We start from the raw sequence: 23,713 nt of genomic DNA on the forward strand, positions 1-23,713 counted from the left end.
TTATAAATACTGTCTTGTTGCTTTACTATAAGAAGGTTAATAAATATAATTTTATTAAGAAACCACCTTATTTCATATGTTATTTAATTCGCTAGATTTTGCTATATTTTTCCCAATCGTTTTTGCGCTCTATTGGCTTGTAGCTAGAAACCTTACCTTAAGAAATGTTCTAATTTTAGTTGCTAGTTATACCTTTTATGGTTGGTGGGATTGGCGTTTTTTATTTTTAATTGCGGTAAGTACTTTAGTAGATTTTTATGTAGGTAAAAAAATGCATAAAATAGAAAACAAGAAGAAGCGAAAACAATTACTGTTTGTTAGTTTATTGGTCAATCTAGGGTTTTTAGTTTATTTTAAGTACACCAACTTTTTTATTGAATCATTTGTAGATTCGTTTCGGTTGTTTGGTAAAGAACTTGAAGTTTCAACACTAAATATAATATTACCTGTAGGGATTAGTTTCTATACATTTCAAACGTTAAGCTACACCATAGACATTTATAGAAAACAGTTAAAGCCTACAAACGATATTATTGCGTTTAGTGCATTTGTGTCGTTTTTTCCACAATTAGTAGCTGGTCCAATTGAAAGAGCATCTCATTTATTACCTCAATTTTATAAAACGTATACGTTTAATTACAAACTTGTAAAGTCTGGTCTTCTACTTATGGCTTTTGGTTTATTTAAGAAAATGGTTATTGCAGATAGGGCTGCGCTTTACGTTAATCAGGTTTATAATAATGTAGATGATTATGGAGGTGTGGGCTACATTTATGCAACAGTACTCTTTGCATTTCAAATTTATTGTGATTTTTCTGGATACTCAGATATTGCTATTGGGTTAGGGAGAACAATGGGCTTTGATTTAATGAAGAATTTTGATAGTCCATATATTTCAAAATCTCTTACAGAGTTTTGGAGGCGTTGGCACATATCGTTATCAACTTGGTTTAGAGATTATTTATATATCCCTTTAGGTGGAAGTAAAAAAGGAAAGTACAGAACTTACGCTAATCTTTTTATTGTTTTTGTCGTGAGTGGTTTATGGCATGGTGCTGCAATGACGTTTATTATTTGGGGAGCGATACATGGTATTATTCTTATGGTAGAAAAAGGAACCTTTACATTTAGAAAAAGGTTGTTTAATAAAATAGGTTTGGACAAAAACAATTTTTCAAATCATCTTTTCTTCGGTTTCATTATTTTTACTATTGTTTGTTTTGGATGGGTATTTTTTAGAGCAAACTCACTAAGTGATTCTCTTCAAATAGTTTCGGGATTTTTTAGTGATTTTAATTTAGGAGATATGTTTAAAAAAGAAACCTATTTAATAGGTTTTAAACCGAATGAATTTAAGGTCATTACAATAGCTATTTTAATGTTATTTGCATTTGAATACTTTCATAAAAAACATAACAGTATAAAGTTTTTAAATAACCAATCAACATTATTTAGATGGTCATTTTACTTAAGTATTGTAATATTAATAATGCTCTTTGGTATTTATGGTGATAGAAATATTCAGGAATTTATTTATTTTCAATTTTAGAAATTTCATATGAAAAAATTAATTTTAAAGCTTTTGATATTCGTTGCTATTTTTGCTTTTTTGTTACTGTACTTCGATTCGTTTTTCATAGATAATGACCACTCATCTGTTAGTTCGTATCAAACATTATATGAGGAGGATAGGGAGTCTGTAAGTGTGGTCTTTTTAGGTAATTCTCACCAAGGTAAAGGGGTAGATGCAAATATTATAAATGCTAAGTGTAAGACAAATTCATTAAAAATTAATGGAGCAGGTATAAGTATAGCTCAAATTTACTTTAACCTATTAGAAACATTACAATATCAATCTCCTCAAATTGTTGCTATAGAAACTTGGGCACTTATTGATAAAGGAGTGAGATATAATAAGATTGCAGACTCAAGTGGAAATTTAATGGCTTCACCATTTAAAATGGAATACAATAAAAGATTTGGTAAAGTCAAGTACGAGGAGATCTCAAGTATTTATCCAGATAATAAATGGTTTCATATGTTTAACGCGTTTAGATTTCATAACAATTGGCAAGATAGCGAAATGTGGTCTAAGTCATTACAAGCAAAATTTAGCTTTTCAGCTAAAGAACGAAGCCACAATAAAAAAACAAACTGGCATTTATCTTCGGCAAGCATAAAAGCATTTAACGAAAAAAGCTTTAATACTCAAAATTTGGAGCTTACAAAACATGAAGAGGAATACATAAATAAGATTATTGATTTGTCAATAAGTCATGATTTTAAAATATTATTTTACACTGTTCCTGTATATAGAACTTATTACAATAAAACTAAAGAAGGATTTGATGTTGTAAACAAAGAGATTGAACGAATTACTAATGCACATAAAAATATAGATTTTCTTGATATAAATAAGAAAGTTTCAGGTTTTGATTACACCTGTGTTGTAAATGAAAAAGTATCATCTAATCAACATGCTAATTATAAAGGCCAAATTAAAACAAGTTCTACTTTGGCAAATTATCTAATGAATAACTACAACATAGACGAAAGTGATGTCTTTAAAAAAACATTCTTATCAACACCTGAAAACTTACTCTATAACGCAAATAAAGTTATAGAAGCTAAGACCTTTATTGGCTCTATAAATAAAATAAATGGTCAGTTTTATAAAGATATAGAAGGGGATAAAGTTGTCACTATTGCTGAAAGCGTACAAACAATAAATTTGGAAGGCTGGATGCATAAAGAAGGTGTCTCTAACTTGGCAGGAAATAAAGTAGTTGCCTTGAAGAAAAATACTAATTTCGTTTATATTGTATCAGGAAATCAAATAAAAGAAAGAAAAGATTATAAGTTGGTTGAAAAGTATGGTAAAGATTTTAAAAACAGTGGATATCGGGTAGAGTTGTCAAAAAACTTATTAGAAAAGGGTACGTATACTGTTTTTCATATTATTAGAGATAAAGAAAAAAAATATCATTTGAAGAATACCCACAAGCGTATAGTCATTGAATAATAGAACTATTTAATTCTGATTAATTTACTTTAACTTACCCCAAAAAAAATAGGTAAATACGCTGCTTTTATTCGTGTAATCAGATATTACTAATTTTAATTATATTAAAAAAGTCTATCGACTTTCTGCTTATAGTGGTTTAGTTTTAAGTCATTTAAAAGTAATGACATTTTTTGAAAATCAAATAAAAGATTATTTTTACGGATATTAAGTCGGTTTTATCTAGCTCTAATCTTAATTTATTACATTAAATAATAAAGAAATATGGTAAAAAGCTATTTTAAAAAAGAGACCAATTTATTTACTTACAAATCAATGATTGCCCCTTCATTAGATTATGAAATTTAATTCTATCACTTCAAAACTATTAAACTCTAGTCTTTTAGGGAGTAGTTTAAAGGTTCTTTTTATTAAAATTCTTGGTGTTTTGCTTCTTTTTGCTGTTTCACTATTTTTAACCAATTACTTTCCGCCAGAATTAGTTGGACAATATGACTTTGTCCGAACTCTTTTAATGATAATTGGAGGGCTATCCGTTTTAGGAATGGATCAATCTATAATTTATTACTCAGGTTTTTTTAAATCTCAAAATTCAATGGGCTCTTTGAGAGCCACTTATTTTAAAATGCTTACTCTCGTTTTACTTGCTAGCAGTATACTTTGGGTACTAAACAGTTTAATCCCTAATGATTTCATTAATGAACTATTTAATAAGCCAAAAGCATCATTACTTTTTAATAAAGTTATTTTAGCACTGTCTTTTTATGCTGTTACATTTTTAAATATAGACATGTTAAGAGCTTTAAATAAAACTATTTTATCTGAGTTGTTTAGAAATATTTTTAGACATCTGCCATTTTTGTTTTTAGCAGTTTATTTAGTTTATAACTCAAACGAAGCTTATTTAATTGATGCTTATTTATGGAGTTTTGCAAGTTTAGCTCTAGTTTCTTTTATTATTATTTACAGAAAATTTTTAAAATCGAAATTTGAGATTAAAATAGATAATTTAAGTTATAAGACTATTTTCTTAAAATCATATCCAATGGCTATAAGTGCGTTATCTTATTTTTTAATGCAGAGTATTGATGTTTTGTTATTAGCTAAATATAGTACGTTTGATAACGTTGCATTTTATGCTATAGCGGTGAAATTATCAACAATATCAACATTAGCGCTTTTGTCAATAAATATTATTGCAGGACCAAAGATAGCTGAATTCTATTCTAGCAACAGTATTGAAAAGTTAAGGCGCTTATTACAAAATAGTAATAGACTTATTTTAGTTTTAACATTGCCAGTATTAATTGTACTATCATTATTTTCAGAATGGATTTTAGGCTTATTTGGCAAGGAATATATTGTTGCTCAGAGTGCGTTATTAATATTATTAGGCGGACAATGTTTTAATTTTTTATTGGGGCCATTAGGGGTGTATATGAACATGACAGGTAAGCAAAACAAACTACAAAGAATTCTTATTTTAGGTTTATTAATCAATGTTGTTTTAAACATTATTTATATCCCTAAGTATGGAATGATTGGTGCTGCTTCATCAACTGTTGTAAGTATGATTATTTGGAAAATTCTAGCAACTATAATTATATATAGACAGGATAAAACAAAAACATTTATTTCATAAGATTAAAATTGTAGATAAAAAAAATAGTTAACTTTGAATTTATATGTAGCAAAGTGATTATAGGCTATAAATCAAGAAAAATATAAGGGAAAAGCGTAAAATAACTTTTAAAGTTATAGAGAAATATTAATGAAACAAGAATTCTTAACAACCAAATATGAATATTGCAATTAAGCTAAAAAATCTAATTTTAGTTATTTTTTTGTTAGGTGTATTTTTTATTCCATTTAATTCATTTAAGGGTTTTGCTATATTTGGTGTTTTAGGAGAATATAATAGAGATTCTTGTGTGCTTTTTTTTTTATTATGCTCGGTAATATTATTTACTACAGGAAAAATAAAAATACCTTATCATAATATTATTTTTCAGCTGCTAATTTTATTTATATTTTGGGTTATACTTTCTGTAGTTTTTAATAGTTATGATATGTTTGGCTATTATTACAAGCAAAGAACAGGTTTTGAGCGTTTTATAAGACAATTTGTTTCCTTACTTATTTCAGCTATTATTCTGTTTATAACCTTCTATAATATTATTGAAAAGTTTGATCTTAAGACTATTATCCTTAAAATAAGAACAATATTTCTTTATTCATTAGTTATAGTAGTTGTATATGGTAGTATAGAGTTTTTAATCATTAAATTCCATATGGATGGATTAAGAAGTACTTTACACCTATTTGATTATTTTCCTTTTACATCAGTTAATATAGATAAATGGACTCGCAGAATTTCCTCTGTTACTTTTGAACCTCCAGCGTTAGCAACATATTTATTAAGTATTGCAGGGTGGATGTTTAGTTACATACTTACAGGAAAAGGGTTTAAGCGTTTTTTACCTGGAATATTTGTCATTCTTTTTGCTTTTTTGTCAGAATCAAGGGCAGTATTTTTTATAATAATTATTCAAGTTTTTGTTTTTATTCTTTTTTTAATTAGAAAAAGAAAATTCAATAGTTTATTTGCTAAAATATTTCTTGTATCTGTATTTGCTGGTGCTGCAGTTGTAACATTCTTTCTCAAATCCACAGTAGAATATGTCTATGATGAATTAACATCTTTTAAAATTGATGACAGTGTACATTCTACATCTAATAAAACTCGATTTGGGATACAAACAGCTATGTTTGAGGTTTTTAAAGAGAGTCCAATCGTAGGTGCAGGATATGGCTTACAGGCTTTTGAGTCAACAAAGAAATACCCAAAATGGGCAACCGAAGATAATTGGGAGTTTAGACTTAAACATTTAAATGAAAATCATCCATCATTTCCACCAGGATTTAACTTATATCTTAGAATTTTAGCAGAAACAGGAATTATAGGATTTTTTATATTAATTACTTTTTTTATAAGTATTTTAATGTGGTGTTACAATAAAACGTTTAAAAACCCTAGTGGTAGCACTGTTATTCCTCTTATATTAATGATTTCAATGGTAGGATATATTTTTAATTGGTTAAAAACAGACACATTTAGGGTTTATGGTTTTTGGTTATGTTTAGCAATTATAATGGTAATGATAAAACAAAACAAACAATTAATTAATGAATCAAAGTAGAATTATCCTTGTAATGGCACATTACAATAACCCTAAAGGGTTAGAAGAATCATTGGTCTCGATAAATGAGAAAATTGATATTGATATTCTTGTAGTTGATGATGGAAGTGAGCATAAGCCAAATGAAGAAAGATTAAATCAAATTTATAATTCTGGTAAAATTTACTTTGAGTATTTAAAAGAAAATAAAGGAGTAGGCGTCGCAGCAAATCGTGGATTAGAAGTAGCTTTAAATAAGAACTATGAATTTATTGGTCGTTTTGATTGTGGGGATATTTTTATGAAAGATAAATGCTCTAAACAAATTAATTATTTAGACCAAAATAAAGAGGTGAAACTCATAGGTACTTGGGCAAATGTTATTGATGAGCATGGAAATTTTTTACACGAATTAAAGCCCCCAACAGATTATGAAACGTTAAAGAAAAAAATGTACTTAAATAGTATGTTTTTAAATCCATCAGTAATATTCTATTCTAAAATTTTAGACAAGGTTGGTAATTATCCTTTTAAGTACAGGAGAGCATCACAGGATTATGCGTTTTTTTTCAAAGCACTTAAGCATTATAAGGTTGAAAATTACCCAGAAATATTAATGTATTATGTTTCTGATCCTAATTCCATTTCAACAAAGAAAAGAAGGCTTCAAGTGTTTAATAGAATTCGTATAATTTTAGATAATTTCCACTTTGGTTTCTATCCCATTTATGGATTATTTAGAAATATTCTATTACTATTTGTATCTAGAAAAGTGACAACAGAATTGAAGAAAAAATTTAAACTGAATTGAAGTTCTTACATAAAATATATCATTATCTGTTTTACGCATTGGTGTTTACCATTCCGTTTGAAGATGATATTAGAGCTGTCCCAAATATTCTTATTGGAATATTATTTGTCTTACTTCCTTTTGTAGAGAAACAGTTTGTTAAAAAACTCCTAGCAAACAAGGTATACATAATAGTTATAGCATTAATACTTTTTACTGTATTATCATCTTTAATTATAGGTACAATTTCAGAGGATATGTACGTTATAAAAAAACTGTTTATTTCAATTGCAGTTTTAGTTTTATCGATCCCTATAAAAAAGAGTTTTAAGATACAGTTGTTCTTTATACTATCAGTAACCTTAGGTAATTTTATTTCTGTATTTAGCCTTGTAAACTATGCGTCGGAAGTTGGAGCGTTTGAAATTGCATCAGGACAACATATTAATGATTTGCTATTTATAGAGCGCTTATATTTTGGATTTATTAACTCTTTAAGTATTGCTTTTTCTTTAAAAATATGGTCTAAAGTACCTAAGAAATATAGATTATTTCTTGTGTTTAATATGTTATTAAGTGCTTGTATGCTGTTTCTAGTGGTTTCTAGAATGGCAATTATAACTGTTTTATTAATATTTATGATAAAGGTTTTTTATGAGACTAATTTAAAAAAATCACTAATTACAGTTGCACTTATATTAGGTACAGTTGCTGCGTTTTTCTTATTCAATGATAATTTAGCTAAACGCTTTTTATATGTTGATAAGAAAAATGATTTCTTTTATAAAATAAGGGAATGGGAGCCAAGATATGTCATTTGGAATTGTGCTTTCTCGCATTTGGTGAATAGTTCTGAACATAAATTACTTATAGGTGACGGTTTTGGTATGACACAAGAAAACCTTAATAACTGCTATATTAATTCGATGACCAAAAAAGAGCGTATAGCGTATTTTCTTGAAACGCGATTTAATACACATAATCAGTATTTAGATTTATTGTTAAGTAAAGGACTTATTGGGTTAGCTATTTTTTTGTTTTTAATTTTTAGCCTTATAAGGTTAAACAATAAGGATATTAATCAATTAAATATTCTTTTGGTATTGGTATTATTTGCTTTAATTGAAAATTTATTTCATAGACAAATAGGAGTATATTTGTTCGCGCTAATTTTAATAGTGTTAACCCCAAATAAATCAGAAGATAATTTATTAGATGAGTAGAAAAAAAATTGTACATATTCTTCATTCAATAGGTGGAGTAGATACCTCCTTGAGAGTGCTAATAAAATCTATTGACTCTTCAAAATTCGAGAATATTGTAATTCATGGTACAAAAGATAATTCTAACTTTTTAGATGATTCTAATAATTATGTAAAGGAATATAAAATACCTATAGAGCGAGATATAAACGTATTAAAAGATTTTAAGTCAATTATTAAGGCTTACAAAATAATTAGAAAAGAAAAACCAGATTTAATTCACGCTCATAGTGCCAAAGGCGGACTCGTAGGAAACACAATAGGCTTTTTATTAAACACTATTAATGTTTTGCACACTCCACAGGCTTATTCTTTTTTAAGTGCCAGTAATAGTCTTAAACGCCGTTTTCTAGTGTTAATAGAAAGGATTCTTAAAAACAAAAAGTCAATTTTGTTGGCTTCATCTAATTCTGAATTAGAAAGAGGTATTATGGAAATAAAATATAAGAAATCTGAAACGGCACTTTTTAATAATTGTATTTCTCCAATCACGCTAGATCCTGAGTTTAGTGATATATCAAGTTATAATCTTCCTGATGAATATATCTGTACTGTTGGAAGACCATCATATCAAAAAAACATTGAGTTGATGATTGAGGTATTAAAGGAGGTTAAAAAAGAGATTCCTAAGATCCATTTGGTAATTATGGGAATAGGTGTTGTAAGTCCCAATACAGAAAATGTAAAACGTTTAATAAAAGCATACGATTTAGAAGCCAACACTACGTTGATTGAGTGGACAGAACGCGAGAGAATTTTTCATATCGTTTCCAAATCTAAATTATATATTACCACGGCCAGATACGAAGGCTTGCCATATGCGGTTATTGAGAGTCTAGCCTTATCTAAATCAATTATCGCAACAGATTGTGACGGCAATAGAGATTTGGTTTTTGATGGTGAAAATGGATTTTTAGTTGATGCAGATGATATTAGTTTAATGAGCAAGAGAACGATAGAATTATTTCAAAATGAGTCTAAAAGATTAGAATTTCAAAAGAAGTCGCTAGAGATTTTTAATCAAAACTTTAATTTAGAAACTAATATTAAAAATTTAGAAGCACTGTATTCTAAATATTGTATTAAATAACTAAGCGTTTTTATTAATGGTAATAACGTAAACGGACGATTTAAAGAATCGGTTTTTTTATAAGGAAGTTTTGTTAAGTTATTGATTTATACATTTTTTTTAGCATTTGAAATATATACTCAAATTTATTTATATTACGTAGATTCAATTATATTTGCCGCATAAATATCAGTTGCTACACAGATTAGAGGATTATTATGAATGATAGATTTTATACACAATTATTAAGACCTGTCCTGTATATTATCGATTTGCTATTTGTATGTTTTTTGTTAGTTACGTTTTTAACGTCAGACATCAACATTATAATTATACCAATTCTTTTTTGGATTATACTTTCTTTGTTTTCACCTTTTAAAAATGGAAACAAAACCTTAAGAATTATCAGAATTATATCTGTAACTCTAATTGTTAGGATTTCTTTGTTCATATTGTTAATTCTATCTTATTTCTATATAATTGATTATAAGGTAGATATTGTAAAAATAATTAAGTTTTACTTTTTATTATTTTTTGTTCTCTGTTTTTGGCGAATACTCACCTTTGTTTTAATCAAGCGATATTTACACTATAAAGGCATTTACTATAATAATGTTGTTATTATTGGTTACAACGATTCAACTAAAAAGTTAGAAGATTTTTTTGAGAATAATAAAGATCATAATTATAAATACAAAGGGTTCTTTACAAATAAAGAGACAAACAAAAAATTAGGAGATATAGCAAAATCGTTTAATTATATAATTGAGAATAATATAGACGAAATATACTGTTCTGTAAAAGAATTGTCTGATGAGCAAATGAGTGAATTGGTTTATTTTGCCGACAATAACTTAAAAACATTAAAGCTTATTCCTAACAATAAATACGTTTTTTCAAAAAAATTAAAGTTCGAAAATCATGACCTTATTCCAATATTCTCATTAAGCAATATACCTCTTAAGGATAACTTAAATATAGTTATTAAAAGGACTTTTGATATTGTATTTTCACTCATAGTTATAGTCGGTTTTCTATCATGGTTTACTCCTCTTATTGCATTAATGATCTTATTAGAATCAAGAGGAGATGTTTTCTTTAGGCAATTGAGATACGGAGCCGATTTTAAACTTTTTGCTTGTTATAAATTTCGCTCAATGAGTGCCAATAGAGAATCTGACAGTCTTCAGGCGTCAAAAAATGACATGAGAATAACAAGGGTTGGAAAATTTATAAGAAAAACAAGTATTGATGAGTTGCCTCAATTTTATAATGTATTGTTTGGAAGCATGTCTGTTGTTGGGCCAAGACCACTCTTATTAAGTCATACAAACGATTATAAAAATAAAATAAATAAATTCATGGTTAGGCATACTGTTAAACCAGGTATAACAGGCTTAGCTCAAGTTAGTGGCTATAGAGGAAATATTGAAAAGGATTCTGATATGCAAAATAGAGTGAAATACGATATTTTTTATATAGAAAACTGGTCCATGTTTTTAGATATTAAAATTATTATTAAAACGGTTATAAATGTAATTAAAGGTGAAGAAAAAGCCTATTAAATAAGGCACATCATTAACATTGTAGATATACTACCAAGATTAACTTCAATAACAAATCCTAAGAGACTTATTAATACAATGAAAAAATATGGAGTTTAAACGCGGAAGATATTCATGGGTATTGAGGCCAATATTAATAGTATACGACCTTATAATTATAAATACATTTGCTTTTATCTTTTTAGATTTTAATAGTGAAAAATTATACTTTTTCTCTTATGAATTGCTCAATGATAAGAACATACTCTACCTTTTATACTCTATAGTATTTTGGCTTTTATCTACCTATTTACTTAAATTTTATAAAGTGTATAGGTACACTTCTGTAATAAATATTCTGTCGCTTATTATAAAGCAATTCTTTGCTTATACGCTTCTTGTTTATGCCTTTGAAGGTTTTTTTAGAAGTATTAATATTGAGATAACCTTAACGTTAAAATATTTAGCCTATGCCTTTATTGCAATAAGTTTTGTTAAGCTGTTAAGCTATTATATTTTAAAGTCATTCAGGATATATTTAAAAGGTAATTTAAGAAATATTATCCTAATAGGTAGTGGTGATAATGTACACGAGTTAAAGAAAATATTTAAAGAAAAGAAAGAGTTAGGCTATAACATAAATGCAATTTTTAGCGATTCTGAAGATGATGATACGTCTGGCTCTATTGCAGATAGTTTTGACTATTTAGAAAACAATAACGATCATATAGATGAGATTTATTGCTCAATTTATGATTTATCAGAAAAAGAGATAAACGAATACGTTAGGTATGCAAATTTGAATCATTGTAATATTAAGTTCATACCTAATACCAAAAAATTATTCACCAAACGATTTAAAACAGACTATTATAACTACATACCAGTTTTATCTATTCAAGAAGTAGCACTTAACAATGAAATAAATAAATTTTTAAAACGAACGTTTGATGTTGTGTTTTCGTTGTTAATCATAGTTTTTATACTGTCTTGGCTTTCTGTTATTTTATTTATTTTAATTAAGTTAGAGTCTAAAGGGCCGTTATTTTATAAACATAAAAGAACGGGAATAAACTATAAAGCCTTCTACTGTTACAAGTATAGGTCGCTTACCGTAACAAAGGAGTCTAGAGGAACTTATGTAAGTCCAGACGATAAGCGCCTAACAGTTATAGGAAAGTTTATTAGGAGAACAAGTATAGACGAATTACCTCAGTTTATAAATGTTTTAAAGGGAGACATGTCTGTTGTAGGACCAAGACCACATATGCTATCATATACCGATGATTATTCAAAGAAGATTAATAAATATAATTTTATTTATAGACACAATGTGAAACCAGGTGTAACCGGTTTAGCACAAATTAAAGGGTATAGAGGCGAAATTAAACACGATAAGGATATCATAAACAGAGTGAAATACGATATTTTTTATATAGAGAACTGGTCACTTTTACTAGATTTAAAAATCATTGCCCAAACGATTATTAACGTTATTAAAGGCGATGAAAAAGCGTATTAAATGACATTTTTAAGTGCCATAAGCTGTTTTTTGAAATCAAATTGAAGTCGAGCTGTTTCTTGAATAGATACGCTTAGCGCATAGTTGAGCTCTTCAGAGGTGATAGAGGCCAATATTTTATTTAAATGACTGTAATCGCCTTCATTTGCAATCCAGCCAAGCTTATGTTTTGTAATCACATCCTCGCCTTCACCACCTCCAAAATATAACATTGGCAAGCCTAATTTAGCGTATTCAAAAATCTTAGACGGTACAGATCCGTAAATTCTATTTAACAACGGAATAATGGTAATATCATATTTTAAAAGGACTTGGTGTAACTCCGCTCGGTTTACTCTACCATGAAAATAAAGAGGTAAGTCTTTATTAGAGTCAATTAAGTTTTTAATAGCTTCCTCTTCTGCACCAGACCCGTAAATATGAAATTCAATAGTCTCATAATTAATTTCTTTACAGAGCTTATGGATACCTTGAGCCACACCTAAAAGGCCTGCATAAACCATTTTTATTTTACCCTTAGATGAGGTGTTTTCTATAAGTTTAGGGTATTTAATTTCTGGGAAATTTCGGTATAGAAATAGCTCTGGCTTTGTGGTTATAGTTTTAATATGGGTTAGTATTTCATTACTTTGTCCTAAGATGAGGTCTGCTTTTTTGTAGTTAAAGGCTTCAAGTTTTTTTAGAAGCCTATATGCAAAACCTTCTTTTAAAGCTCCTAATTCTAATCCTGCGCTTGGCCATAAATCACTTACATTTAAAATTAGTTTTCTTTTCTTAGATCTCAAAAAGAACATACAAGTAAAGGACACTAAAAGCGGTGGAGACTGTACTATAACTTTATTCGGAATCTTATGCCATATAAAAAACCAAATCAAACTAAAGCTGTAAGATAACATGGCTATTAAACGCAGAAATTTATTTTTAGAAACTGAAGCATAAATCCATAAACGATTAATTGTAATGCCATTTTCTTCAGTTTTTAAACTGAATTTTCCCTTGTAAGCTGCAAAAATTTTTCCGGTTGGGTAATTAGGTAACGGAGTAACAATATTGACATCATAATCATTTTTTAAGCCTTCTGCCAAATGATAAATACGATTAGAAGCTGCACCAATCTCTGGCGGAAAGTAACTCGTTATAATCATTAATTTTTTCACTAATACTCTATTTTAAATGTGATGTGAACTGTTTTAACTTACCAGACTTTGAGCGCTTTAGTTTTTTAACACGTTCAAAATTAATAGTTATATTAGGCTCTAAATAACGAATCACTTCATTCTTAATCGTTGTTTTTTTAGCTTCAGAAAGTTCAATTTTACTAACGTAACTAATTTTAAAGCTATCTAAAAGCGTCTGCTCTACAACAAATTCTGAAACATTGCCATCGTTTTCAATGACGCTTTTGGTAATGTAATAAAACGTGAGACCTGCTGCTTTTTTGCCACTAGGCAAAACAATAATGTCATTGGTTCTTCCAATAAGCTTCTTTAAAATGGGTTTCTTAATGGTACTCTTTTCAGATAACATACCTATATCACCAATATCGTAGCGTATAAAGGGGTGTGCTTTGTTGTAAAGCGATGTAATTACAATTCTCCCTTCTTCTCCGTACGGTAAAACAACATCATTCTCATCTAAAATTTCTACATAAAGCGTTTCGCTATTAAGTTGCCATTCATCAGTCGTATTCTGAAATGCAATAAGGTCTAATTCAGAAGCTCCATATTCATTTATAACTGGCAGTCCAAATTGTGTTTCAAGTAGCAATTTATCATCATCAAATAACATTTCGGAAGTTACAATACAAGCTCGTAAAGTCGGGCATACAGATTTTAACAGAATGTTTTTACGCTTTAAATACTTTGCAAATTGTACAATTGAGCTCGTATAACCATTAATATAATCGAATTGGGTAGTTTTAAATTTTGCTAAAGTGTTTTCAAATGCAGTATCACTTAAATCAAATACCGAAAACCGAAAACGATTACTAAAATAATCTTTCAAACGTTCCTTGTAATACCCCTTTTTATCTAAAGGAATACCATAAAAACGGGCTTGCATAGATCTGTTAAAATCAATATTGTACCAACCAAACCGATTTATTATTTCAGCCCAAGTTAGTGCATGGCACCATTTATCTTTCGCAAAAATAAAAGGGTCACCAGAGCTACCAGACGTTTTATTTACATAGACGTTTTTAGTCGTATACCCATCACTTAAACGCTGCTCTAAAGGCTGTTGCAAATGCTTCTTTGTAATAATTGGTACAGAATTCCAAACGTTAAGATCAATTGTTTTTCCAAGCGTTTTATAAAAAGAGTTATGTTTTAAATGGTAAGAAATAATGGCTTTTTTCTGTTCTTCAACATAAGTTTCAAATTCAGAATTAGTTTTAGCCTGAATTTCAGACAAAGTCAATTTTGCCTTGTCAATTTTAAAGCCATTTATTTTTAAAGAAAAATCAAATAATCGCAAGATGTTTTTTTGCATTTAAGGTTTTGAATTCATCAAAGTGAGTTCTTTGGTAAAATAATTGTTTTTTAAACTTAAAACCAATTATTTTTGTCTAAACAATTTTAAGCATGAATATTTTAGTACTTGGCTCTGGAGGAAGAGAACACGCATTTGCATGGAAATTAGCAAAAAGTAATCGTTGTAAGGCGCTTTTTGTAGCACCAGGAAACTCAGGAACCAACGCCATTGCAACAAATTTAAATATTGGTGTTACTGATTTTGAGGCCATTAAAGCAGCCGTTTTAGAACATCAAGTTGATTTAGTTGTAGTCGGACCAGAGGATCCATTAGTACAAGGTATTCATGATTTCTTTTTAGAAGATGAGGCCTTAAAAAATGTAGCAGTTATTGGGCCCCAACAGGCAGCCGCTGAACTAGAAGGAAGTAAAGAGTTTGCTAAAGAATTTATGGTACGTCATAATATTCCAACGGCAGCATATGAAAGTTTTACTAAGGATAATGTTGACGATGGTTACAATTTTTTAGAAACTTTAAAGCCTCCTTATGTTTTAAAAGCAGATGGTTTAGCAGCAGGAAAAGGTGTTTTAATCTTAAATGATTTACAGGAGGCTAAAGACGAACTAAAAAGTATGCTTGTTGATGCTAAATTTGGAGAGGCTAGTACTAAAGTGGTTATCGAAGAATTTTTAGATGGTATTGAGTTGAGTTGTTTTGTCTTAACAGACGGAAAAGATTATAAAATTCTACCAACAGCAAAAGATTACAAACGTGTAGGAGAAGGTGATACTGGTTTAAATACAGGAGGTATGGGAGCCGTTTCTCCTGTGCCATTTGCAACGCAAGAATTTTTAGATAAAATAGAAAATCAAGTTGTAAAACCTACGGTTGAAGGGTTAAAGAAAGATAAATTACCTTATGTTGGCTTTATTTTTATTGGTTTAATTAAAGTTGGAGATAATCCTAAAGTAATAGAGTATAACGTTAGAATGGGAGATCCTGAAACTGAAGTAGTCTTACCAAGATTAAAAACAGATTTAGTTGATATTTTTGAAGCTATGGCTAATCAAACCTTATCTAAAGTGAATATTGAAATTGATGAGCGTGCAGCAACAACTGTAATGTTGGTTTCTGGTGGCTATCCTGAAGCTTATGAGAAAGGTAAAGAAATTTCAGGATTAGAAAATGTTACAGATTCTATAGCATTTCATGCAGGAGCTATAGAAAAAGACGGTAAAGTGGTGACCTCAGGAGGTCGTGTTATGGCAATTACATCGTACGGAAACACGTACAATGAAGCCATAAAAAAATCTTATCAAAGTATAGATAAACTACATTTTGATAAGATGAATTATCGTAAAGATATTGGTTTCGATTTATAGATAAGAGTGAGAAGAAATACTTTTATCTTCTTCGTTGTTATCATTGTACTTTTTGAGTTCTAGCATCCAATAAACAAATGCAACAAAGCCAATAGCTATAAAAATCCATGAGAATATATTAGCAGAAAACCAGCTTTCTAACTCTAATGCTCTTAAGGCATCAAAAGGTGCAAATAACACATTAACAAATAAATCAGCTATTCCGTTAAAGAAATCATTCATAACTTTATAAATTTACACCAATTCTAATTTTGAATTGGTTTCTAAATAACAAAAATACAAAAAGAGTTAATGATTACAAGCATTTTTAGTAAATCTAAGCCGATAAATTTCGTAATAATTGCGCTTTATATCATTTTGCTTTTTGTAATTACAAATTATACCTTTCTGTTTTCAGACTTAAATAGTTCTCTTACAGCATTTTTTAAATTAGGAATTACTCTGTTTTTAGTCTTTTTACTCGATTTTATTGTAGCAAAAAACAACCTAACTCAGGGTAATAGCTATGCCATAATGACTTTTGGTTTGCTTTTTGGAATGTTACCACAAACGATGACAAATTTAGATTTACTATTGTCTAATTTGTTTGTGCTTTTGGCTTTAAGGCGCTTAATAAGTTTGCATTCTAAATTAAGTGTTAAAAAGAAATTGTTTGATGCCGCGTTTTGGATTGCTGTTGCTGCTTTGTTTTACTTTTGGGCAATACTCTTTTTTGCGCTAGTGATTGTCGCTCTGATTTACCATTCTCAAAATGACTTTAAAAATGTAATCATTCCATTTGTTGGTATTGCAACTGTTTTTGTTTTACTCTTGGTGTATAATATTGTAATCTATGATGAATTTATAAGGTCTTCAGACTTTATAAGATATGCAAGTTTAGATTTTACAGCTTATAACAGTAAGGAAAGTATACTTAAATTTACGGTGTTATTTTCCTCTTTTATTTGGACGCTTATTTATTATTTTAGAACCTTACCAGACAAAAATAAAAAGTTAAAACCGTCTTATTTTATCATAGCTTATGCTTCAATAATAGCTGTTTTAGTGGCTATTATTGCGCCATTAAAAGACGGAAGTGAATATCTGTTTTTGTTTATGCCATTTTCTATCATCATGGCAAAATACATTGAAATTATTACAGAGCGTTGGTTTAAGGAGGTATTTGTGGCGCTTTTAATACTAACTCCAATTATCAGTCTATTGCTGTAGTTTATTGCCAAAAGCTAAATCACCAGCATCACCCAATCCCGGAATAATATATCCTTTATCATTAAGCTTCTCATCAATAGTTGCAATCCAAAGGTTAACGTTATCATCAAAAGCTTCATTAACAAAATCAATACCTGGTTGTGCACCAATAACACTTACCAAATGAATTTCCTTTGGAGTGCCAAATGGCTTTAAGGCTTCAAAAGTAGCTACCATAGATTGTCCCGTGGCTAGCATAGGATCTGCTAAAATTAAAGTTTTACCTTCTAAACTTGGGCAAGCTAAATACTCAACAACGATCTCAAAACTTTCAGGATGGTGTTTGTGTTGTCTATAAGCCGAAATAAAAGCATTCTCAGCAGCATCAAAATAATTGAGTAAGCCATTATGAAGCGGTACACCTGCTCTTAAAATAGAACATAATACAATATCATTGTGATGTAAAACTGTTTCAGAAGTGCCAAGAGGAGTTTCTATAGTGCACGTCTCAAATTGAAGAGATTTGCTTAATTCATAGCCAATAATCTCACCAATACGTTCAATATTTCTTCGGAAACGCATACTGTCTTTCTGGATGGTTTTATCTCTTAATTCAGACATAAACGTGTTTAAAATTGAAGGCGTATCAGAAAGGTTGTGAATTTGCATATTATGAGAATTAGTTCAGTCGTTAAAGTTAATAATTCCTACTATATTTGTAAACATTAAATCAATTTCATTATGTTTTCACAAAAAGCAAACGCTATATTTCAAGAGGTTATTAAAACGTATAAAGTTTTAAATACAGTAGATCAACCTTTTACAAATAAGTACGATAAAAATGACGATCTCATAGCGCATTTATTATATAGAAAATCTTGGATAGATACTGTTCAATGGGCATACGAGGATATTATTAGAGACCCAAATATAGATCCAGTGGCAGCTTTAAAGTTGAAACGAATGATTGATGCTTCTAACCAAGATAGAACAGATACGGTTGAATATATCGATAGTTATTTTCTAGATAAATATAAAGATGTAACTGTAAAACCAAATGCCAAAATCAACTCTGAAAGTCCAGCTTGGGCCATAGATCGTTTGTCTATTTTAGCATTAAAAATTTACCATATGCACCTTGAAACGGTTAGAGATGATGCCAGTGATGCGCATAAAGCAGCCTGCCAAAAAAAACTAGACGTGTTACTAGACCAACGTGTAGATTTAAGCACAGCAATTGATGATTTGCTTAATGATATTTCAAATGGAGACAAATACATGAAAGTGTACAAGCAAATGAAAATGTACAATGACGATGAACTAAACCCTGTTTTGCGAGGACAGAAATAAATCGTACCTAAGACCTTGCAGATTTCTGTGTCTAAAATCTTATAGGTCTATTAACAATGCCAAAACCAAAACACATACTCGTCCTTAGGTTTTCTGCCATGGGAGACGTAGCCATGACAGTACCTGTGTTGCGAGCTTTGACGGCACAACATCCCGAATTAAAGATAACAGTAGTTACCAGAGCCTTTTTTAAACCTTTTTTTCAAGATTTAGAAAATGTAAGGTTCTATGAAGCGGATTTAAAAGGTAAACACAAAGGGGTTTTAGGACTTTATAAACTATCTAAAGCATTAAGAAAACTTCATTTTGATGCGGTTGCCGATCTGCACAACGTTTTACGAAGTAAAATTTTAAAATTCTTTTTCTCAGGAAAAAAAGTGGTGCAATTAGATAAAGGTAGAGCCGAAAAGAAAGCTCTGACTTCAGGTGTGTCTTTTAAGCAATTAAAAACCACACACCAACGTTATGCTGATGTTTTTGAAGACCTAGGTTTCACAGTAGATTTATCTAATCCAGTATTCCCAAAACCAAAAGTCTTAACGGAACAACTAAGTGCTTTTATTTCAAACAAAAGTTTCAAAACTATTGGTATTGCTCCTTTTGCGGCATACCGCAGTAAAATGTATCCTTTAGAACAAATGGAAAGCACCATTGAGACGCTTTCTAAAGACTATAATATAGTTTTATTTGGAGGTGGTGCTAAAGAAATAGCGCTTTTAAATCAGCTTGAAGCTAAATACTCTAATGTAAAATCTGTTGCAGGACAATTGAATTTAGAGGAAGAATTAATGCTTATTTCAAATTTAGACCTCATGCTAGCTATGGATTCTGGTAATGCACATTTGGCGGCAATGTTGGGTAAAAAAGTGATTACAATCTGGGGAGTAACACATCCTTTTGCTGGATTTGCACCATTTAATCAACCTGTAGATTTTGCACTTACTGCAGACAGAACACAGTTTCCATTACTACCAACGTCTATTTACGGTAATAAATTTCCAGAAGGTTATGAAAAGGCGGCAAGTAGTGTTTCTGAAGCGGTAATCATTTCTAAGATAAAAGAAGTTATTTAACGTTAAAACTTCTCAATACTATGTTTTTGTACCAAAAAAATCACTCGAAGAGATAAAACGATATAGAACTAAGTTTACGTCAATTCGAGTCAAATTCATTTCTAAAATTTCGTATTAAGAACGTCTTGAAAACCAAAAGACCTTTCGTGTTATTAAAACATGAAAGGTCTGTATATCTAATGATCCAAAAATCTAACGAATCTAATAATCTAGATTAAACATCATCATAATCTACCGCAATAGTAGCAGACGTTGGATGTGCTTGGCAAGTTAATATCAATCCTTCTGCAACTTCGCTATCCGTCAAAATATTATTCTGACGCATTTCTGCTGTACCTTCAGTTACTTTAGCAATACAACTACTGCAAATGCCACCTTGACAAGAATAAGGCGCATCAATGTCTTGTTTTAAAGCGGCTTCAAGAATGGTTTGTTTTTGAGGCATGCTAAATTCAAATTCCTCTTCATCTACCACAACTTTAATTTTGGTTTCGCCAGATGGTAAATCAGTAGTAGCATCAGAACTAGCTTCAACAGGAGCTGTAAACAATTCAAACTTAATGGCTTTTTCTTTTACACCATTTTCAATTAATACATCTTTTACCGTATGTATCATTTGTTCTGGTCCACAGAGGTAGAAGTTTTCAATGGTAACTCCTTTGTACTTATTCTTTACGATGAGGTTTACCGTGCTTTTTTCAATACGTCCAAATAAGGCATCGGTTTCTTGAGACTGACTGTATATAAAATGCGCATGAAAACGGTTATCGTATTGTTTTTTTAGTTGCAATAATTCATCAACAAACATCGCGTCAGCTAAGGTTTTATTACCATAAACCAATATAAAATTGCTAAATGGTTCTTCTTCTAAAAGTGTTTTAGCAATACTAAGCACTGGAGTAATTCCACTTCCTGCAGCAAAGGCAGCAATAGTTCTGGTTTTGGCAGCATTAGCTTCAAATATAAAACGACCATTTGGTTCTGCAACCTCTAATGCGTCGCCTGCTTTTAAGGTGTTGTTGGCATAAACAGAAAATGTTCCGTTTTCAACTGCTTTTACAGCTACAGTAACGTTTCCGCTATTTTGAGACGCACAAATAGAATAATCTCTACGGATGTCTTCGCCATTAATAGTGGTTTTTAAGGTAATGTATTGTCCGGCTTTAAAGCTGAACTTTTCTTTAAGATTTTCTGGGATATCAAAGGTTATAGCAACAGAATTGTCTGTTACTTTAGCAACTGATTTTATAGTGAGTGAATGAAATTGTGCCATTAAAAATAATTTTTTGCAAAGATAAACAAACTCTTACAGACCTAGCAGGTTTTTAAAACCTAGCAGGTCTAAAATTTTAATAAAATACAATGCATAAGTTTCTTATACATAAGAAAATTATGTATATATTTGTACTACGATGAGCAATTCAAAATTATATAAAGGGAGTTTAACCACTATCATTTTAAAGTTATTAAATGAGCACGATAAAATGTATGGTTACGAAATTACCCAAAAGGTAAAGGAATTAACTAAAGGAGAGTTGAAAATCACAGAAGGTGCATTATATCCTGCGTTACACAAATTAGAAGCTGAAGGTTTGTTAGATGTTGAAGTAGCAAAAGTAGATAACCGATTGCGTAAATATTATAAACTCACCGAAACCGGAACTAAAGAAACCGTTAATAAATTGGAAGAATTAGCTGAGTATATTAAAACGATGCAAGCCTTAGTGAATCCAAAGCTAGCTTAGGCCTAGCAGGTTTCAAAAACCTAGCGGGTCTTCATTTAAAATGACAATGAAACTAACCAAAGAACAAATACAATTTATAGACACGTATCTAGAGAATTCTGATGTGGTTTTTGCAGACATAAGAATGGAAATGGTAGATCATGTCGCCTCAGATATTGAAGATAGAATGCGGGCGAGTACGACTAGCGATTTCTATATTGTGTTTAAAGGTTACATGGTTCAGAACAAGGCTCAACTTTTAAAAGAGAATAAACAGTTTTTAAAATCTGCCGATAGAAAAATTTGGAAGGCATTTTTAAAAGAAGTTTTAAATCCATTAACACTGCTGATTTTTTTAACGTCTTTTGGCGGGTTTTACTTTTTGTATTCAAATTTCAATATAGAAACGTTTAGGTTAATTATTTCTTATGTTCCATTAATTGGATTATCGGGGTTTCTGTTAACTTATGTTGTTTATCACAAAGTGAAAAATCTAAAACGATTTTCGGTCGTAGAACGTTTAGCGATGCCTTTTTTGGTGTTTTATCAAATACCCAATATTATTTTTAATTTTAGCTACCAAGCTAAAGATTTAGCGACTGTACTTTGGATTCTCGGAATTGTAAGTATAGTTTTAACTTTAATGTTGGTCTTGGTTCGTGTTAGCATAAAATTATTTAAGAGTTACGAAAAGCAATATAAAACCCTAGCATAACCTAAATAGAAGGAGACCTAGCGGGTTTTTAAAACCTAACAGGTTTAAAAGTAAATTAACAATGAAACTAACCAAAGAAGAAATACAATTCGTAGACAATTATCTCATTAAAAACGAGGTAAAATACTGGGATGTGCGTTTAGAATTGTTAGATCATATTGTTTCTGCGGTTGAAGATAAAATGACTAACGATGGTATTTCTTTTAATGAAGCTTTACTTGACGTTCATAGAGGTTTTGGAAACCAGTGTATAGAATTTGGAGTTCCTAAGGGTAAAATATTTGAAAGTGGCTTATACCAAAGTAATATCGGGTTTAAGAAGTTTACAAAAAACAAGCAAAAGGAAATCAGTAGAAAAAATAGAAAACGGTATTGGGTGCTTTTAAAACAAACGCTGTTGTCTTATAGCTTTATGTTAGAGTATCTTCTATTTGTTATGATGATATTTGTCTCTTATCAATACAAACCAAAAACAGCATTATTGGTGGCATTAATTACGCTGGCAATTCCAGAATTACTGAAATTTAAATATGTGTTTAGAAAAGGGGTTAGGCACTCATTAAACGCTAATATGGTGGGTTTGCTTAATTCTTCTTTTTTGTGCTTTCAAGGTGCTATTCTAAATTTTTATAAAGATGAGTTTACTTATAATGGCATCGTAGATTATAGATATATTATAGGCTTTTATGTCCTTATTTATCCTTTAACTAGAGTCAGTTTTATGCTTTATAAAGAAGTATTAAATACCACCAAAGAACGTTATCAGCTTTTAACATCATGAAACTTACCGAACCTCAAATACAAGACCTCTACGCGTTTACAAGACAACATTTTGTAGAGCATTACGACTTGCAAACCGAACTCGTAGATCATTTAGCCAACGATATAGAAACCCAATGGCAAAATCAACCAAAGCTTAGTTTTGAAGATGCTAAAAATAAAGCCTTCAAAAAATTTGGAATTTTTGGTTTTATGGATGCCATTGAGCAAAAACAAAAGGCGATGAATAAGCGTTACAGAGGTTATTTGTGGAATGAAATTAAAAAATGGTTTGAGATGCCACAAATCGTTGCAACGATAGCATTGTATGCGTTTTTTTATATAACGTTTTCTTCAAAGTTTACCGCCATCTTTTCCCTCATTTTTTATATTATAATTTCAGGGTGGTGTATTTATAAAAGCACACAATTAAACAGGCAATTTAGAAAACGAAAAGAAATCTCTAATAAAAAATGGATGTTAGAAGAGCTAATTTTTAAGCAAGCTGGCGGTGCATCTTTAATCTTTATGTCGCAACTCTATAATGTGTTTACAATTCCCGATAAGTTTGAAATAAACACGTTGTTTTTGCTGCTCTTTTCTTTAGCTTTTACCGTCTTAACATTAATAAATTATATCAGTTTAGAAGTGATTCCGAACAA

General features: G+C 30.0%; 22 protein-coding genes. 17 read left to right on the forward strand and 5 right to left on the reverse strand.

Features of this window, described 5'->3' with window-relative positions; translation table 11 throughout:
- Nucleotides 1-76: 76 nt before the first annotated feature.
- The 9 genes from ACN5J3_RS12665 to ACN5J3_RS12705 all read left to right on the forward strand — a co-directional run bounded on the left by ACN5J3_RS12665 (nucleotide 77) and on the right by ACN5J3_RS12705 (nucleotide 12,388).
- The gene (locus ACN5J3_RS12665; RefSeq protein ID WP_418511979.1) at nucleotides 77-1,549 is read left to right on the forward strand and encodes an MBOAT family O-acyltransferase; all 1,473 of its coding nucleotides are present in this window, start codon (nucleotides 77-79) and stop codon (nucleotides 1,547-1,549) included.
- A gap of 9 nt (nucleotides 1,550-1,558) precedes the next feature.
- Nucleotides 1,559-3,022: a hypothetical protein gene (locus ACN5J3_RS12670; RefSeq protein ID WP_334468651.1), complete on the forward strand. Its 1,464-nt coding sequence runs from the start codon at nucleotides 1,559-1,561 to the stop codon at nucleotides 3,020-3,022.
- Nucleotides 3,023-3,359: 337 nt separating this feature from the next.
- On the forward strand, nucleotides 3,360-4,664 hold the full coding sequence (locus ACN5J3_RS12675) for a flippase (protein ID WP_418511980.1): 1,305 nt from the start codon (nucleotides 3,360-3,362) through the stop codon (nucleotides 4,662-4,664).
- Nucleotides 4,665-4,821: 157 nt separating this feature from the next.
- Nucleotides 4,822-6,222: an O-antigen ligase family protein gene (locus ACN5J3_RS12680; RefSeq protein ID WP_334468656.1), complete on the forward strand. Its 1,401-nt coding sequence runs from the start codon at nucleotides 4,822-4,824 to the stop codon at nucleotides 6,220-6,222.
- Between the two features lie 13 nt (nucleotides 6,223-6,235).
- On the forward strand, nucleotides 6,236-7,012 hold the full coding sequence (locus ACN5J3_RS12685; protein WP_418511981.1) for a glycosyltransferase: 777 nt from the start codon (nucleotides 6,236-6,238) through the stop codon (nucleotides 7,010-7,012).
- Nucleotides 7,009-8,214, forward strand: a complete 1,206-nt coding sequence (locus ACN5J3_RS12690) for an O-antigen ligase family protein (RefSeq protein WP_334468660.1) — start codon at nucleotides 7,009-7,011, stop codon at nucleotides 8,212-8,214. Before ACN5J3_RS12685 ends, ACN5J3_RS12690 begins: the two co-directional genes overlap by 4 nt.
- Nucleotides 8,207-9,343, forward strand: coding sequence for a glycosyltransferase (locus ACN5J3_RS12695; protein ID WP_334468662.1), 1,137 nt, complete (start codon nucleotides 8,207-8,209; stop codon nucleotides 9,341-9,343). The genes ACN5J3_RS12690 and ACN5J3_RS12695 overlap by 8 nt, the downstream gene beginning before the upstream one ends.
- A 197-nt stretch (nucleotides 9,344-9,540) precedes the next feature.
- Nucleotides 9,541-10,887: an exopolysaccharide biosynthesis polyprenyl glycosylphosphotransferase gene (locus ACN5J3_RS12700; protein WP_344715588.1), complete on the forward strand. Its 1,347-nt coding sequence runs from the start codon at nucleotides 9,541-9,543 to the stop codon at nucleotides 10,885-10,887.
- 88 nt (nucleotides 10,888-10,975) lie between these two features.
- Complete coding sequence (locus ACN5J3_RS12705) at nucleotides 10,976-12,388, forward strand: exopolysaccharide biosynthesis polyprenyl glycosylphosphotransferase (RefSeq protein ID WP_344715590.1); 1,413 nt, start codon at nucleotides 10,976-10,978, stop codon at nucleotides 12,386-12,388.
- On the opposite strand, the gene ACN5J3_RS12710 is transcribed toward ACN5J3_RS12705, so the two are convergent.
- Nucleotides 12,385-13,545 carry a glycosyltransferase family 4 protein gene (locus ACN5J3_RS12710; RefSeq protein ID WP_334468669.1) on the reverse strand — a complete coding sequence of 387 codons (1,161 nt, stop codon included), beginning with the start codon at nucleotides 13,543-13,545 and terminating at the stop codon, nucleotides 12,385-12,387. The genes ACN5J3_RS12705 and ACN5J3_RS12710 overlap by 4 nt on opposite strands.
- 7 nt (nucleotides 13,546-13,552) lie before the next feature.
- The gene (locus ACN5J3_RS12715) at nucleotides 13,553-14,878 is read right to left on the reverse strand and encodes a phenylacetate--CoA ligase family protein (protein WP_344715593.1); all 1,326 of its coding nucleotides are present in this window, start codon (nucleotides 14,876-14,878) and stop codon (nucleotides 13,553-13,555) included.
- Nucleotides 14,879-14,970: 92 nt separating this feature from the next.
- Here ACN5J3_RS12715 and purD point away from each other — a divergent pair, with 92 nt between their 5' ends.
- Complete coding sequence (gene purD, locus ACN5J3_RS12720; protein ID WP_418511982.1) at nucleotides 14,971-16,242, forward strand: phosphoribosylamine--glycine ligase; 1,272 nt, start codon at nucleotides 14,971-14,973, stop codon at nucleotides 16,240-16,242.
- Here the strand turns inward: purD and ACN5J3_RS12725 are convergent.
- Entirely contained in the window at nucleotides 16,237-16,464 is a 228-nt protein-coding gene (locus ACN5J3_RS12725) for a DUF6341 family protein (protein WP_215926449.1), read from the reverse strand. The two genes, purD and ACN5J3_RS12725, sit on opposite strands and share 6 nt — an antisense overlap.
- A 69-nt stretch (nucleotides 16,465-16,533) precedes the next feature.
- On the opposite strand from ACN5J3_RS12725, the gene ACN5J3_RS12730 reads away from it, so the two are divergent.
- Nucleotides 16,534-17,451: a DUF6427 family protein gene (locus ACN5J3_RS12730; RefSeq protein ID WP_334468676.1), complete on the forward strand. Its 918-nt coding sequence runs from the start codon at nucleotides 16,534-16,536 to the stop codon at nucleotides 17,449-17,451.
- Here the strand turns inward: ACN5J3_RS12730 and upp are convergent.
- A complete protein-coding gene (gene upp / locus ACN5J3_RS12735; protein ID WP_215926453.1) occupies nucleotides 17,440-18,099 on the reverse strand; it encodes a uracil phosphoribosyltransferase in 660 nt (219 codons plus the stop codon). The two genes, ACN5J3_RS12730 and upp, sit on opposite strands and share 12 nt — an antisense overlap.
- A 72-nt stretch (nucleotides 18,100-18,171) precedes the next feature.
- Between upp and ACN5J3_RS12740 the strand changes: the two genes are divergently transcribed.
- Both ACN5J3_RS12740 and ACN5J3_RS12745 read left to right on the forward strand, forming a co-directional pair.
- Complete coding sequence (locus tag ACN5J3_RS12740; RefSeq protein WP_215926455.1) at nucleotides 18,172-18,780, forward strand: DUF4254 domain-containing protein; 609 nt, start codon at nucleotides 18,172-18,174, stop codon at nucleotides 18,778-18,780.
- Nucleotides 18,781-18,836: 56 nt separating this feature from the next.
- Nucleotides 18,837-19,853: a glycosyltransferase family 9 protein gene (locus ACN5J3_RS12745; protein ID WP_334468681.1), complete on the forward strand. Its 1,017-nt coding sequence runs from the start codon at nucleotides 18,837-18,839 to the stop codon at nucleotides 19,851-19,853.
- A 214-nt stretch (nucleotides 19,854-20,067) separates the two neighbouring features.
- On the opposite strand, the gene ACN5J3_RS12750 is transcribed toward ACN5J3_RS12745, so the two are convergent.
- A complete protein-coding gene (locus tag ACN5J3_RS12750) occupies nucleotides 20,068-21,126 on the reverse strand; it encodes a ferredoxin--NADP reductase (RefSeq protein ID WP_334468683.1) in 1,059 nt (352 codons plus the stop codon).
- A 139-nt stretch (nucleotides 21,127-21,265) separates the two neighbouring features.
- Between ACN5J3_RS12750 and ACN5J3_RS12755 the strand changes: the two genes are divergently transcribed.
- From ACN5J3_RS12755 to ACN5J3_RS12770, 4 genes are all read left to right on the forward strand, one after another.
- Entirely contained in the window at nucleotides 21,266-21,598 is a 333-nt protein-coding gene (locus ACN5J3_RS12755) for a PadR family transcriptional regulator (protein WP_092445958.1), read from the forward strand.
- Nucleotides 21,599-21,644: 46 nt separating this feature from the next.
- Complete coding sequence (locus ACN5J3_RS12760; protein ID WP_418511983.1) at nucleotides 21,645-22,292, forward strand: hypothetical protein; 648 nt, start codon at nucleotides 21,645-21,647, stop codon at nucleotides 22,290-22,292.
- A gap of 61 nt (nucleotides 22,293-22,353) precedes the next feature.
- Complete coding sequence (locus tag ACN5J3_RS12765; RefSeq protein WP_334468690.1) at nucleotides 22,354-23,073, forward strand: hypothetical protein; 720 nt, start codon at nucleotides 22,354-22,356, stop codon at nucleotides 23,071-23,073.
- A partial coding sequence (locus ACN5J3_RS12770) for a hypothetical protein (protein WP_418511984.1) occupies nucleotides 23,070-23,713 on the forward strand: 644 nt, incomplete at its 3' end. The genes ACN5J3_RS12765 and ACN5J3_RS12770, both read left to right, overlap by 4 nt.

Source organism: Corallibacter sp., assembly GCF_048381695.1.
GTDB classification, from domain to species: domain Bacteria; phylum Bacteroidota; class Bacteroidia; order Flavobacteriales; family Flavobacteriaceae; genus Corallibacter; species Corallibacter vietnamensis.